This window comes from Sphingobacterium pedocola (assembly GCF_015209965.1).
Lineage (GTDB): Bacteria > Bacteroidota > Bacteroidia > Sphingobacteriales > Sphingobacteriaceae > Sphingobacterium > Sphingobacterium pedocola.
This window is the reverse complement of sequence record NZ_MU158690.1, coordinates 1,099,189-1,114,721: the sequence shown is the minus strand read 5'-3', so window position 1 is coordinate 1,114,721 and position 15,533 is coordinate 1,099,189. Positions and strand designations below refer to the sequence as shown.

10 protein-coding genes are annotated in these 15,533 nt (G+C 41.4%); all 10 read right to left on the bottom strand.

The window, feature by feature from the left end:
* Positions 1-144: 144 nt before the first annotated feature.
* The 10 genes from C4F40_RS14705 to C4F40_RS14660 all read right to left on the bottom strand — a co-directional run bounded on the left by C4F40_RS14705 (position 145) and on the right by C4F40_RS14660 (position 15,488).
* The gene (locus tag C4F40_RS14705; protein ID WP_196940135.1) at positions 145-3,339 is read right to left on the bottom strand and encodes a glycoside hydrolase family 2 TIM barrel-domain containing protein; all 3,195 of its coding nucleotides are present in this window, start codon (positions 3,337-3,339) and stop codon (positions 145-147) included.
* A gap of 11 nt (positions 3,340-3,350) precedes the next feature.
* On the bottom strand, positions 3,351-5,258 hold the full coding sequence (locus tag C4F40_RS14700; protein ID WP_196940134.1) for a family 43 glycosylhydrolase: 1,908 nt from the start codon (positions 5,256-5,258) through the stop codon (positions 3,351-3,353).
* A gap of 157 nt (positions 5,259-5,415) precedes the next feature.
* A complete protein-coding gene (locus tag C4F40_RS14695; protein ID WP_196940133.1) occupies positions 5,416-5,862 on the bottom strand; it encodes a DUF4488 domain-containing protein in 447 nt (148 codons plus the stop codon).
* A 64-nt stretch (positions 5,863-5,926) separates the two neighbouring features.
* Positions 5,927-7,168 (bottom strand): fibronectin type III domain-containing protein, encoded by a 1,242-nt coding sequence (locus C4F40_RS14690; RefSeq protein WP_196940132.1) that lies wholly within the window; start codon positions 7,166-7,168, stop codon positions 5,927-5,929.
* Positions 7,169-7,362: 194 nt separating this feature from the next.
* Positions 7,363-8,592, bottom strand: a complete 1,230-nt coding sequence (locus C4F40_RS14685) for a DUF4998 domain-containing protein (protein ID WP_262894824.1) — start codon at positions 8,590-8,592, stop codon at positions 7,363-7,365.
* A gap of 29 nt (positions 8,593-8,621) precedes the next feature.
* Complete coding sequence (locus tag C4F40_RS14680; protein ID WP_196940130.1) at positions 8,622-9,812, bottom strand: DUF5000 domain-containing lipoprotein; 1,191 nt, start codon at positions 9,810-9,812, stop codon at positions 8,622-8,624.
* A 34-nt stretch (positions 9,813-9,846) separates the two neighbouring features.
* Positions 9,847-11,817 carry a RagB/SusD family nutrient uptake outer membrane protein gene (locus C4F40_RS14675; RefSeq protein WP_196940129.1) on the bottom strand — a complete coding sequence of 657 codons (1,971 nt, stop codon included), beginning with the start codon at positions 11,815-11,817 and terminating at the stop codon, positions 9,847-9,849.
* Between the two features lie 11 nt (positions 11,818-11,828).
* Complete coding sequence (locus tag C4F40_RS14670) at positions 11,829-12,110, bottom strand: hypothetical protein (RefSeq protein WP_196940128.1); 282 nt, start codon at positions 12,108-12,110, stop codon at positions 11,829-11,831.
* Entirely contained in the window at positions 12,098-15,058 is a 2,961-nt protein-coding gene (locus tag C4F40_RS14665; RefSeq protein WP_196940127.1) for a SusC/RagA family TonB-linked outer membrane protein, read from the bottom strand. Before C4F40_RS14665 ends, C4F40_RS14670 begins: the two co-directional genes overlap by 13 nt.
* A 169-nt stretch (positions 15,059-15,227) precedes the next feature.
* Positions 15,228-15,488, bottom strand: coding sequence for a hypothetical protein (locus tag C4F40_RS14660; RefSeq protein WP_196940126.1), 261 nt, complete (start codon positions 15,486-15,488; stop codon positions 15,228-15,230).
* Positions 15,489-15,533: the final 45 nt, after the last annotated feature.

The following is a 15,533-nucleotide window of genomic DNA, read 5'->3' as shown; positions in this document are numbered from 1 at the left end:
TTTGTTCATTATAGATTCTTATCTTCGGTTAGGCTTTATTCATAAACCCTAAAATTAAAACTTTCCCATCGAATTAGCATATACAAACCCGTCTATTATAGTCCACATACTCATCAATAAGCACAGAATTGATGCATACGACGGTTACATGGGCCTGATCACAAATGAGAATGAATAGTCTTGGTAAGGAAGCAGGTAATCTTTTAGTGGCCAAGCTCCCCAACTGTTCACCCCACCAACGCCCATCTGTTTGAGATCGATATTCAACTGCGTCTGCTCTCTCCGTACCAAGTCAGCGGCATGTCTTTGTGCACGTTTTGCACCATCGTCGAGATCGCTATCAAAATAATGCAGTGCGCTCATGCTCAGCAGCGTATCCGCTATAACCAGTAAACCTTTACCCTTTTTATTCATCAATTTCCACCAACGAACATCCGTCTTATTGCCCGTTTCGTTGGGCATGACATACGGAAAATATTGATCGTCTACAGTCTGCTGATAAAGACCAATGTGTGAACTGAAATTTCTATCGCTGTAGTTTTCATGGGGCCCTCTACCGTAATATTCCACCTGTTCGAAACCCGCAGGTAGAATCAACTGCATACCAAACCGGGGAAGAGCTTCGACTTTTTGTCCGGCATCGGCTTTCAATGTTTGCGTAGTGCTAATTTCACCCTGGCTATTGATGACATATTTCATCTCCAACTTTGCAAACACCTGTGGAAGTTCGTAAGATGCTGTAACATAAGCGAGGTTGTTTATCACTTCATACCGCATATCTTTTAATGTTGTTTGATTCGTCACTTCTTTCCATGCTTTTAATTTATCAGGTGTATTGGCCCCGAAATCATTGTCGTTAGGCGCTCGCCAAAAATTAGCTTTGAAGGCGTAATTTTCGTCGGCAAAAGCCGTCCCCTTGTAGATATACTTCGTTAACCAGCCCGTCTGTTTGTCAAACACCATTTCAAGGTCTTTACTTCGAACAACTATACCCACATCATCTTGAAAAGTTGATATTGCTACTTGCCGATCTAACCTCGTGGCTGGCTTATAGCTGCCTCCTAAGGATAATTGCTCCGTCGCCACAATGTGTCCGGCTGCAAGCAACGGCTCCGCATCTTTCAGCTTGTAGGTTAGGTTCAAAAACAGTTCGCCATCGTTGACAGCATTGTATTTCAACGGAATGTGTACTGTTTGCTGTGGAGAAACCGGAATATGATCCATAATACCATTTTGCACTTTCTTGCCGTTTGAAATAATCTCCCATTCCATTCTGACATTGGAGAGATCGGTAAAAAATTTTTCGTTGTATATGGCCAGCGTATCTTTTCCTATTAAAGTAGTATGCACATCTTGGTAGACTTTCTTCATCTCCCAGGCATGAGGGTAAGGTGTACGGTTGGCATAAAAAATTCCTTTCGAGGCATAGTTCCACCCCGTTATCGCTTCTTTTGGTTCATAGTCTCCACCGTAGGTATACACGGTATCACCCTTTTCATTTATTTTGATAAAGCATTGATCTACAAAATCCCAAATATAACCGCCTTGAAAAATACCTTTATTTTCACGGATGATATCCCAATAATCTTTGAAGCTCCCTAACGAATTGCCCATTGCATGTGCATATTCGCATTGTATAAATGGTTTCTCGGGCTTGGGGTTACGTTTTGCGTAATTTTTCATTGCGTCCGGACTAGCATACATCGGCACGTTCAAATCTGTATTCCAGTCAAAACGCAGTTCTCCGTAATTGTTAACGGCCCGCTCGTATTGCACAGGTCGTGTTGTATCTCGCTCCTTCATCTTCACATAGCTTCTATAGAAATTGTAACCATTACCCGCCTCATTACCCATACTCCAAATGACTACACTCGCATGATTTTTGTCGCGTTCAATCATACGCATCACGCGGGAAATGTGTGCCTCCTCCCATGTCGGACGATTGGCCATGGTATACGACAAATCGTAGCCCATACCGTGCGATTCGATATTTGCTTCGTCGATAACATAAAGACCATATTCATCACATAATTCCAACCAATACTCGGAATTAGGATAGTGACTGGTGCGAACCGAGTTGATGTTAAATTGTTTCATTAACTGCACATCCTTCAACATAGCTTCTTTAGAAATGACGTGCCCCGTCAACGGATCGGTCTCGTGTCTATTGACTCCTTTAATTAATATCGGTTGGCCATTGACCAAAAACTGTCCCGCTTTGATTTCAATTTTTCGAAACCCAATCCGTTGGGGTATAATCTCCAGGGTTTCACCTTTGGCATTCTTCAATGTGGTGATGACTTCATATAAATTCGGTGTCTCGGCCGACCATAGTGCTGGATTTTCAACTTGCATCACCGATTCCAATGTTTGAAGGCCTGCGAAGGCAATCATATCTCTCTGTATAGTGGTATTGCCGCACTTCAGCTCAATTTCGGCAGTTAGCTTTTCTATAGACGGTTTGTTCAAGCTCACCTTCGTACGTAATGATCCTTTCGAAAGTGTATTATCCAGTAGGGGTACAACATCTACATCATAGATATACGTTGGCTGTCGTGCGATCAGATAGCAATCCCGCGTGATTCCGCTAAGCCGCCACATATCCTGATCTTCTAAATAGTTAGCGACTCCCCAACGCATTATCTTTAGTACAATCAGGTTTTTTCCTTTGGTTAAATAAGATGTGATATCAAACTCCGAAGGTAATTTACTGTCTTCCCCATAGCCTACATATTTTCCATTGACCCACACAGAAAGATTTGATTTGGCTGCACCGATATGGAGCAAGATATTTTTCCCATCCCATTCATTCCCAATGTTCACCTCTCTTCTATAAACTGCGGTCGGATTAAAATCCATAGGGATGACTGGCGGAGTGGCACGACCACCTTCCAGCAGATACCTAAACTCAAAACCCGAAGTCGTGTACATCCGAAATCCATATCCATTCATTTCCCAATTTCCGGGAACCTGAAATGTAGGCCATTGACTATCATCATAATCGGTAGCTTCAAAATTGACAGGTAAATCTGCAGGAGCTTCTACCCATTTGAATTTCCATAATCCATTTAGACTTTGATAATTGGATGACTTGGTCCAATCGCCCTGTTCAGCTTCTTCTTCGTCGGCATAAACGATGTAGTCGCTCCGCATCGGAAGTCTATTCTGTTCAACAATGGTCTCGTCGAGCCAGGGAATTCCTTTACGGTCGTCGTCGGCTTTGACTATATTTTCTATACGCCCGTCATTGGACAATGTTATGCTGGACTGTGCAACCGCAGCTTGAATACCTAAGCCGAATAACAGTAAGGAAAAGGTACTTTTATGGAGAAACTTCATTATAATCTGATTTAATTGAACACACTCAAATCCCATTGTTCGTTCCAGTGAAGACTTAACCTAGCTCCATCGAAGGCAACCGGAAGCCACAGATATCGGCTATCAATTAAATTTCGTGGCTTCCACCGATCGGCCATAAAAATAAAAGCGTCTTTCTTACCTTGTACGGGGAATATATGGGTTCCCTGTCCGCGAAACGTTAGATGCGCATCCTGCCCCACGCAAGGGTTAGGTAAGACCGTCCAGCCTCCCAATATATGATCGGCAGTCAACAGACGCGCGGCATTGGGATCCCATCCTGTACAGCCAGAGGTAATCATATAATATTTACCATCCTTTTTTAAAAGCGCAGGAGCTTCATTATGACCGCCTGGCGCTATACGGATATATCTACCGGTATAACCTAAGTAATCAGCGGTTAATTCAGCGATATGTAGCGTGAGGTTTTCTTCTGAAGAATAGACATGGTAAGCCGTGTTGTCGTCATCGACAAATAGGGTCATATCGCGTGACATCTGACCATTCGCGAGATCCCTTCGCACGAATAGACCTTCTTCAACAGCGTTCCGCCATTTCGGAGTCCACCAGGTAGGGTGATCGCTTGGATTGACACTCGATTCTCGTTGTTCTTTGCTCATATTCATGGGCCATACGCCAGCATTGACTCGGGACGATTTTAAAAACTTAAAATCCCCGGTTGGTGAATCAGACACGGCAATACCAACTTGCGCAGCAGCATAACCTTGACCCTTCAGCTCTAAATGGAAAAACATAACAAATTTCTTGGTCTTTTCGTTGAAGATTACTTTAGGACGTTCGATTATACATCCCCACTGGATCGGGCTATCCAAGTCGGACGCCGGTGAGAGCGCTAACCCTTGGTGCTCCCAGTTGTAAAGGTCTTTGGATGCATACACGTTAACCCCTTGGGACTCGCGCCCGCCTCTCTTCTCGCCATACCAATAATAGATTCCGTCGTGATATAACACCCCACCACCGTGTGCATTGATATGCTCGCCATTCTGATCAAGCCAGCGATCACCCGGTGTAAACTGGGAAGCCTCCTCCTGTAAAGAAGAGTCTTTTTGGTATACACGTACATAATCGATTTCGTATTTTGCAGGCAGCAGGCTTTCGTCGATTTTACCGCCGTTGATGCCTCCCAGTGCAAAATTCAGCAATATATAATGCGGTTGCCGGAAAGGATTAAAGCCGCTTCCATCTTTGTTAACCAATCGTTCGACGGCTACGCGATTCAACAACAGGTCATCTACGTACAACGAAATTTCATTTTCATCCCAGTCCATCCGCCAAACGTGAAACTGTGCTGCCCAAGCTTTTCCGCCAAGCTCTTTGACAGACTTCGTTGTACTATGCCATTCGGCGTTCCATTGTTTGGCTGTACCTGTGGCGATATTTGCCAGTATGTTGCCCTTGTAATACTCCATGATATCTATTTCACCATTGGAAGGCCATTCTTTATCGACACCTAATGTCCAAAATGCCGGCCATAAACCAGAACCAATGGGAATGCGCGCCCGCATCTCAAAGCGGCCATATTTCCAGCTGTGCTTGCTTTGGGTATTTATCGATGAGGACGTATATTGGATACTTGGACGTGACGCTGCCCAATGAGTACTTTCTTTCTCAAAAGCAGGGTTGGGCTTTGCTTCTTTACGGGCTTCGATAACCAATAAACCATCCTTGCAATAGGCATTTTCCCGTTGATACCATTGGTCTTCATTGTTGCGTTTAAAACCCTCTTCAAAGGACCAGTTTCGGGGATCTACTTTTCCCTCGTTATTGAATTCGTCTGACCATACGAGTTTGTATGTTTCGATATCATGTTGTGCATTCGCGTGCTGAACGAGAAGTAAGAAGAAAAAAATCAAAAGTCGATTCATAAAAAATTTGTTCATGCGTTTATCAAAAAGGAACCACACCGGATCCGATCACAAAAATATTTGCACGACGGATTCAAAAAGAGGGGTAAATTCGTCTAAAAGGTCGGAGATATTGAGAATGAGCAGGAAGAACTGTCACTTGTTCATTACAATATAGCTTTCCTTTGTTTACTTATCGAACAAAAATCTTGACTCTTCGCCACTTCTCTTGGAATGGTACATTATTTACAGAACCATTTACTTTCATCACATCTTCATCGATAAACGTGTACGAAACTTTCGAGGATACTCCACGCAGATTTTGATTGGTCGAAAATTCAATATCCTCACTATAGATTATGTCAGAGAGTATTTTAAACGTACCTTCTTGCGTAAAGAATGTACCCGTTGCTCCACTCACGAGAAAGCGATAACTATTGTCAGGACCGAATAACTTCAGCTGTCCTGGCAGGGCAGGCACCTCCTTTCCATTATTCTCTATAGCAATAAGTTCCCATACACCAAAAAAGCGATTTTTGATCTTCTTTTTTGAAACATCAAGACCGGCTGCGATACATAATAGGGTAAAAACAAAAATCAACGGCACAAAAAAGATCTTAATTCTATTAGAAGCATTCATTTTTTTAAATTTTAGTAAACACAATAAGCCCCCCTATATCCGCACGAGAGCAGCATTAACGAGATTAAGGTAAATAAGGACCACTGTGCGAAGTCATCCCGTCCTTCCTCATGGCTTCAATAATCAAACAGTTATAAACATAATCCCAGCTTGAAGTAACCTCATTATTCTGATTCAGACCATACGGCCACCAGTGCTGACTATCACCACTTAAAGTTGCATTTTGATCTTTGGTAATCAGTTTTAATATAGCATTTGCATGTTGCAATTGATATTTGCCACCCACCATGGCAATACTTGTCCACCAGTTTGTAGTCCCTGTACCAAAAGTATGATTCATTTCGTGCAGCATCGTGCGTAGATTTTGATAACCCACACCGGTACCAAAGCGCATCCAGCCTTCATTATTGGCATCGGCAGTGGGAGTACCCGTTGCATAATTTACCCAGACATGCTTGGTTGCTGATGTATAATTATTAGCATACCACACAGCACTGTCAATCGCGATCTGTAAACGTGCATAAACAGCCAGTTCTTCAGGTGTAGGATTTGCTGATTTATTGAATGTATAGGTTACATTTCCTTTCCCTATTGTTCTAAAAGAAATATTCCTTCCATAGCTAACTCCCTTCTCATTAATAGCATAAGCTTTCAAGTTGTAACTCGTGCGCTGGGTGAGACCTGAAATATTACATCTAAATTTCCCTTCCCCTTTGGTACTATGCACAAGCTTATTATCTGCTATAGTCGGGTTCTCAGAAACAGACCAGCATAGTCCACGTTCACTAATCTGACCGCCACCATTATTTACAATCTCCGCATCATAAGATGCTAATGTCGAGCCAATGATAAATATAGGTTCATCTGCAAAAGTTACAGTTTGTATGGCTGCTGTCGTAAATATAATTTCCTCACTATAACCAATACCTCCTGAATTTTCAGCCCAAGCTCTAACGTAATATACAGTATTGTGCGTGAGTCCTGTTAATTGAACTGAAAATTCACCCGCACCATTGACTGCACCTGCTTCTAAACTATTTTGGTCGATCGTTGGGTTGGGTGAAATAGACCACACTACTCCCCTATTAGTCACCAAAGCTCCGCCTTTATTTGTTACTTGCGCTTTTACTTGTGCAGATATTGTTGTAATATTTTCCAAAGTGGGTTTGGATACCGAAGCTAAAGTCACAGCACCAGGTGGAAGAACTTCTTTTCTATCATCTATTTCAGCATCAGACTTCCCACAAGTAACATGCAGAGAGGATACTACTAATAATATATATATATACTTGCTTAAAACTTTCATTAAATATTTGCTTAATTCAATTGAATGACAAAGAATCTTACTCATGTAAGTTCATTATTAGGCGATAACAGCGGATTATTACAGGACAAACTGACAGTTAACTATACTGGAAGTATAAAACTGGAGACGTAACACCTAAATACAATAGATACTACATCCCTAGTTTTAAAACTTCACCAATATATCTAACTAAATCATCGCGCCAAAAACTTTAATTTTACGCTATTTGCTTTCCAAAACTGCCCCGTGCTAGATGACCCAATCAAAGTGCCCAGAAAACCAAAAGATAACCTAGTTTCCGAAGCGAGGGTAAAAGGAATTGTTAGTACTCCTTTTTTTCCACCAAAATTGACATACCCAATAGCATCTTGAGCCAGCTGCTCAATATTCGGCAGCTCTTCACCCCCAGCTACTACAATATAAAAGGAGCCGCCTCCAGCGTCCTGAATATCAACTTCGTACTCATAACTACCAGCCGGTAGAGTTGCAGACTGATAAATTTTTCCATTTGTAAATGAAGTAAGGTTACCTGTTGTCCATCCAGCCTCCATCGTCATCCTTCTATTCTGGTTTAAGTCGACCCCTCCATAGTATACACCATTACTTAAAAAGTTTTTTACTGCAGTATTTGTAATCCAATCAGCAGGAATACCCCATCTTCCACTAAAACTAGAGGTCGCAAAGGGTGCAGAAGTGTTCTTCAGGTATAAACTCGTAACATACCTTGTGAACTGCGTAGTTGCAAAATTGGTGTAAAACGTATCAATAGACAATGTATCTGGTAGAAACAATGTTCGATATCGCACAGCACTACCTATTTGATAATCCTCTGGCAACATACTTGAAGTGGTATCTATAGGAACAATAACCGCTTTTTCTTGACCACCGGTATTCTGATAGAACACCTGGGTAGCAAACACGCCACTCGTCAAATCCATACCTCCCCAATCTATCCAGCCTTCATCGGTCTCGGAAATGTACGAATTGGCGATAGGTCTATTAATTAATCCCGAGATATATCTACTTCCATACGAAGTTCCTGTTTTGAATACCGGTAAAGATGGATTACCAGCGGCATCAAATGTAATAAACTCAAAGTTGTGCACGCCCTCTTTAATAGGGATCGGCAACTTTAGGGTATCGATATTCGCAGTCCGAACTACTGGAATCTCAATAGAATCTCCTCTATTATCCCAATATACTTTTAATTTAACCACTTTTGGATCAGCCAAAAATAAACCACGAACATACACACGTTCCTTTCCCGAAAACACTACTACGGAATCTATTTTTCCTGTATAGGTAATTTCTCCTCCCTCTAAATACTTCAAAAAGTCATTACTTTTAGTACAAGAAGCTAGATATAAAGATATTACCACAAGCAAGTTAAGCCTTGATAATCTGTTGTTCAAAAATCTTTTCATTTTAAAATACTTTTTTTTAGTGAAACAAACTAACGTGGGTCACCATATACCTGTAACTCGGCTATCGACATAAATGTAGAGCCTTGCCAGTTTCTGTTCGATCGGATACGGATATAGCGCATTTTTGGTGCCGCCACATCCAAATCATAACTCAAACCACTGTATGCCATTTGATAATCTTCATCAGACTGTTGTCCCGTCGGCAGACCGGAAGGTTTAAGACTTTCGAATGTCCCCAGTTTTACCCAGTTATTCCAGCTGCCATCTGTTGGAGGACTTGTAGAGCCCCATATTTCAAAATTGCGAAGATTACCTCCAAAATAATACATACGACCGCTGTTTGTATATTCTGGATAATCCCAGATCACAATACGGCTCAACTTTGCCAATTGTCCGACATCAAATGTGACCCATTGGGGTGTCGTTGTACCTGGCTTGGTCAATGAAATATTCGGCCAGTTGAAATTATCGCCATCCCACATTTTGTTTAAACCCGTCGACGTATATTCCTGTAGCGCATCTCCAGGTAGAACCAAAGCGTTATAACGGGATTTTGGTAATGCGGTCTCATACAGAGGGGTCAACCGGGTGATCAAAGTGTCCGTAAAATTCATGTATTTATCTCTTACTGTAACAGCAAACGACTGAGGAACAGTATCCAACCCTCGGATAGTACGACTAAATTGTTTGGCAGAGGTATAGATGTTATCCACGGAAGGTACCCATTCACCCAGCGAGTCGGTCATTACCATAATAGTTACATTCTTTTGAAACTCATTCGCTCCCGATACACGAATACCACCGAATGCGGCAATAGTTTCCAAACTTCTATACACTTCCCATATAGGGTTTTCAAGCGGATTTACTGTAACTGCTGTCGGTTCAGAAGCCACTTCGCTACGATTCACAGCAAATAATTCAATCGAATAAGGGATTTCATCTGCAAAACCTTCAACCGTGAGTGAATTATTATAGTATGACGATTTTACCTCCATTTTACGTCCAGATGATAAGGTATAAACAGCCTTAATGTAAAGCAAGTCTTGATCGCTAGGCAATCGGTACTCAATCTTAGCAGCACCTGGCAAATTAGTAACCTTCACATCGGTAATAACACCCGGTGGCGTCATATTTCGCTCGTAAACTTGCTTTATTTCCGCTTCGCAACTACCTAAAACTAGAACAGAAATAAAGAGAAAAATATTATATACAGTTCTCATAGTATTCATTTTTTTATGATTTAAACAATTAGTTCTACCAACCCACATTTTGAACCAAATTTGGATTGACTAACAACGTACGCTCTGATAATGGCCAAAAGTAGTCCCTTGGAGCAATAAATGTCTGCGGGAAGAGCGTCCTTAAGCGATAATAGTCGCTAGTCCGTTCTTGACTCACACTCCATCCGGTAATATTTTGATTCAGGCTGTTAACTGCTGTCTTCCAACGCCGTAAATCCCAAAAACGCTTTCCTTCAAACGCTAACTCAATTGTACGCTCCTGACGGATAATATCCCGCAAACCTTCCTTAGTTGTTGGCTTCGCTGGATTGGAAGAATAATTAGCCCAAGATTCCACCACCCCACCAAGACCGGCTCTTTCACGAACTAAATCCAAATATTTATATACATTAGCAGAAGGTCCATTTGCTTCATTTTCCGCTTCCGCGTACGCCAGATACATATCACTCACCCGTATATCTGGCCAGGGATAACTTTGATAGCTGATTCCGCTGGTCGTAAACGACTGCTCCCAGTTTACTAATTTTCGTACAAAATAGCCGGTTTCGTTGATCCATCCGTGGTTGTTAGCTCCGGCTCGTTGATTGAGTTTTGCCTCTACTACATAAGTGTCTTCATCCGTAAAACTCTTCGTATCAAACTTAAACCATACGCTGCCATCGAAAGCCAAACTCGCATAAAACCTTGGTTCACGATCAAAATTCAACCGTGCTGTTTGATAACCTTCTTTGATGTAAAAACGTTCGTTATTTGTTGCGGTCCTTACTGTGTATCTGTTGGTAAAATCCAACGTCTTATCCTCACTGATAGGCACCCCATGACTTGAATAAAACATCTCCGCGATTTTAATAGGGACACTAAGGTGTTGACGGGCCGTACCGACAACTGCCTCGGGAGTTAACAAAGGCATGGCATCCCGTTGAATGTTCCAAGCCTGACTATTGGAGTTGGCCCAAATATGCTCATCTTGCCAACGTTTGTTAAAGCCATTACCGATACTCAATACCGTAACAGTAGAGTCAGAAAGCTTGAATTGTCCAAATTGTGCTTTGTTGAATTTCGTCAATATAAATCCAGCCGATTCTGCTGATTCTATCGCAGCAGCGGCCGCATCGGCGGCACGCTGCCACTTAGCTTGGTCTTCCGTAGGGCTAAATAACGACTCTCCCTTTACGTTCTTAAACGTTGAAAAATCCGAATTCCCGTTAAACAGTGGACTTGCGGCCGTCAGCAGTATATTAGCTTTAACTGCCAAGATAATAGGTTTAGTAATACGTCCTAATTGTAAAGCTCTATCTTGAATTACTAAAGGAACTGACGTAGCTACCGCTTCGTCCAACAACTGCACAAGATAGTCAACAACCTCATCTACTGGACGTTGCTCGACACGCACTTGTTCAGCTGTAGCATCTAATGGCAAATTATCCCTTATAATAGGTATAGGACCATACGCCCGCATTAATAAAAAATGGTAATACGCCTTCAGAAACTTAACCTCGCCGAGCCATCTCGATCGTTCATCCGCATTCAAATCTGGCACTTTACTTAGATCGGAAACATTTTCAATAAAAATATTGCAATCACGAATAGCCCTAAAATAACTTAATGGTTCGTCACTGATTTTGGTTCTATCATTTGCCCCATCCCAATTATTGACCAGCACATTGTTTATACTTTGAGCCCCCCTTGCAATGTGCCAATTGCTTCCCAATATTTCGCGTTGTGCCACAGGCAACCAGACCTCATCCCCAGCTAAAAAACCGGTATTCAGTAAAGGATTTGCATTCTTTGGCAGATATGAATAGCACGTAAAGAGGTACTTCTCAGCTTCATTACGTAAAGAAAACGCGTTCTCTATTGTCGCGACATTATCCGGCACCACATCAATAAACTTTTGACAACCACCCAACAGTACGACTATACTGATCATTGGAAGACAAGATTTTACTAACCCTTTTAAATATGTATTTGACTTATTTTTCATTTTTCAGAAGATTAGAATGTAAACTTAATACCCAAATTATAAACTGCTTGTACGGGATACCCGATTCCATTTCTTCCCATCTCGACATCCCACAATTTAAATTTACTGAAAGCGAATAGGTTCATCCCATTGACATACACCCGTAGATTTCTTGCACCTATTCTTTCCATTACATTTCTGCTGAATGTATACCCCAGTTCCACATTCTTCAGGCGCAAGAAAGTTCCATCACGCATCCACCAAGAAGAGACCTGATTATTGTTATTAACAACCCCTTCACTTAAACGAGCCAAAATGCATATAGATCCCGATTATCTTCGCTCCAATAACTATCCGCAATAGCCTGCAACAAGCCATTTTGATTCCCTCCATTTAGGTAAAATGGTGAAATATTCTCCGCGTTGATAAAGAATGAAGACCTTGCAGAGCCTTGAAAGAAAACAGAGAAATCAAACGATTTGTACCCTACGGATCCACCAAATCCATAAATAAGTTCTGGATTCTCTGGATAACCTAAGGCAACCTTATCCAAATCAGATATAATACCATCTCCGTTAAGGTCTCTATATTTGATATCTCCACCAAGATAATCAACACCAGGCGTTCCAAACTGGACTGGTGAATTCATAACTTCTTGATCATCTACAAACAATCGTTCGGCAATATATCCGAACCATTGTCCCGCAGGGTGACCAGCGGTGTAACGCGATGCCTCTTTATATGCTGGCTCGTCAGCAATCAAAATCTTGCTTTGTGCGAAAGTTAATGTGCTTCTCCAATTGACCCACCAGTCTGTGCTTAACGTTTTATTATAGTTCATCATTAGATCCAGACCACGACTCTCTAATTTATTGGTATTTGCCACAATGTCGGCCAGTAATCCCATCGTTGATGGGATGAAGGTACGCCCTGTCAAAATATTTGAACGTGTTTGCTTATAGACATCAACATTTACATCCAATCCATTGAGCAGACTCAGGTCTAAACCTAAATTCATTTGTTCCGAACGTTCCCAAGTAATCGCAGAATTGGCGTAACGGCCTATGGATATACCTGGTCTTGAATATGTCCCCAATTCACCGAATGAAGCTCCTCGGTCAATATTATTCATATTCACCTCAGACATGTAGTAAAAACGTTGATCCGCGCGGCCAATCTGATCATTTCCAGAGAAACCGTATGTGGCGCGAAGTTTTAAGTTCGTCACAGTAGAGCTCAAAGGTTCAAAATAATCCTCATTAGAAATATTGTAGGACAAGCCAAATGAAGGGAAGAAGCCCATCCGACTATCCTGAGCAAATCGCTCAGAACCGTTGTAACCAAAATTAAACTCCGCGATATAGCGATCATCAAAACCATAGGTCATACGACCTGACAAACCAATGTTGCGAGCGGGCAACGACATCTGTAAAGAGCCCGCATTACCATTTAATTGATTTTGGATCAGACCGATCAAGGTACCTCCTACTGCGTGTTTACCAAATCGTCGATTATAGTTTGCAATTGCATGGGCATAGAACATAGATGACACTCGTTTTTCAGATTCATTATAATCTAAATATTCGGTACCTACCTGACCTATTGATCCCAGACTACCATCATTAAGTACGCGGATATTAATTCCGCCCTCTGGATTAACGTTTGCCCCGTAGTAAAACGGATTGTATCGTCTGCTGATCTCAAAAAATGCATACCGCCTCACATAGGCCATACCTGTCAAATTCAATCCTGGCAATATTGCGCCTAGATCTTGTCTAATCTCAATCTGCGGCATCACAGTCGAAGTATTATACTCCTGATACCCCCTTACCATTTCGGCGTAAGGGTTTACAAATAATCCACCATTTCTATTCAAAGCATTACCAAAAAGTGGATGGTTCATATATGGCATATAAGATGACGGATATGCGGCAGGAAACATAACTGGGTTAGACCAAACGGCTCTATTGAAAGTCGCCTGTCCACCATTCACCCAATTTCCATTATTCTCGCGATAACCAATAGGCCCGGTATAATCATCAAATTGCGCATACACACGAATAATACCTACCGTAGATGGTGTGAAATTAATATCGACATTGGAGCGCACTGAATAATTTTTTAACTTGATATTATTGTTAAAGTTATTGATGCCATCCATTTTGATCAAACCATTATCGACATTGTATGTACCTGCCAAATAATACCTGGCTCTAGCACCGCCACCTGCAACACTTAGATTATAGCGCTGGTTCAACGTATAATCTTTAATTAATTGATCAATCCAATTATTGTTAGGATATAATAATGGATCTCTCCCTGCTTTGGTATTGTCAATTTTATTCTGCCAATAAGGAAGGCCCTGTCCGCTACTTGCATCGACAGGTCTTGTCAAGTAGGCTTCATTAGCCATTTCCATATAGGTAATATTATCAGTAAAAGCAAAATTCCTTGCATTGGTCGATAATGTATTTTCCACACGGAAATCAAAATTCGTTTTGCCTTCCTTACCTAATTTGGTCGTAATCAAAACGACACCATTTGCACCTCTGGCACCATACATAGCAGCTGCATTTGCATCACGAAGTACAGAAAACGAAGCTATATCATCTGGTTGTAAACGAGCCATATCCGTCGATGTAGATTCAACGTTATCAATCAAAATTAACGGATCTTGCTTTCCCGTACCGAAAGAGCCCAGGCCTCTAATAAAGAAATTAGCGTTATCTGCACCAGGTTCTCCGCTACGCTGAAAAGCAATCATACCTGCAACTCGACCCGCCATCATATTTGTTAAATTACCCGTTGGCCCCTTTAACTCTTTCGGATCAACAGTCGTAATTGATCCGACGACTGTCGATCTCTTTTCTCTCTGTCCAAAACCCGTTACTACAGTTTCTTCGATTTCGATTTCGCTATTCTGCTTGAGAGTGACAACGACTGAGTATATACCTGCTGAGTTCGGTTTATAATCAGCTACTCGCAATTCTGTTTCCTCATACTCCATGTGCCGAAGGACTAAAGTAGAAGTCGGATCCACTTCAAATGAGAAATCCCCATTCTCATTTGTAATACCTAGCACACGCCCCGTCTTAAGTGAAACGGTCACACCACTGACTGGCCCGTCTGTTCCATTTACCTTTCCTCCAAAGCGAACCAAGTCATTTTGAGCGAAAGCCTGTATAAACATGAGCATGACTAATGCCGATGTCAACAATACTTTAACTAAGCATGCTTTTCCTTGTTTTAATTTTTCTTTCATACTAGATTTAATAATTATTAGATACTCGTTTTTTCATAATTCTCTCAATTTCATTATTTTTTAAATTGATTTTGGTGATCTTTTGTTTAAATATATCATAGGCTATTTATTAGTTTGCTTTATTTATTCATCACCTCGATTCTCAATGAAGGCATTACATCATAGACTCCTAAAAAATGTTACCTGCTTGCATTTCAGCAAATTGAAGCGCATTTGCATACTCATTAGCGCCCCCTCCATCCGCATGTTGATATTCAAATTTCAACGAGGCATCAAAATAACCTACGCGCTCCAACGCTTCAAACTTGAAAATTCCCCCCTCTTCTTCGGCCTGTGGCACCTTTCCATCAGGGTATACTTCATCTGGGCTTTTACTTTTGCCACAGGCGTATATCAAAACACCTAGCATGAATATGATAAATTTGTTCATAAAATCCATTATTGGTTTAATATCAAAAAAGCACTTCCCTTGCGC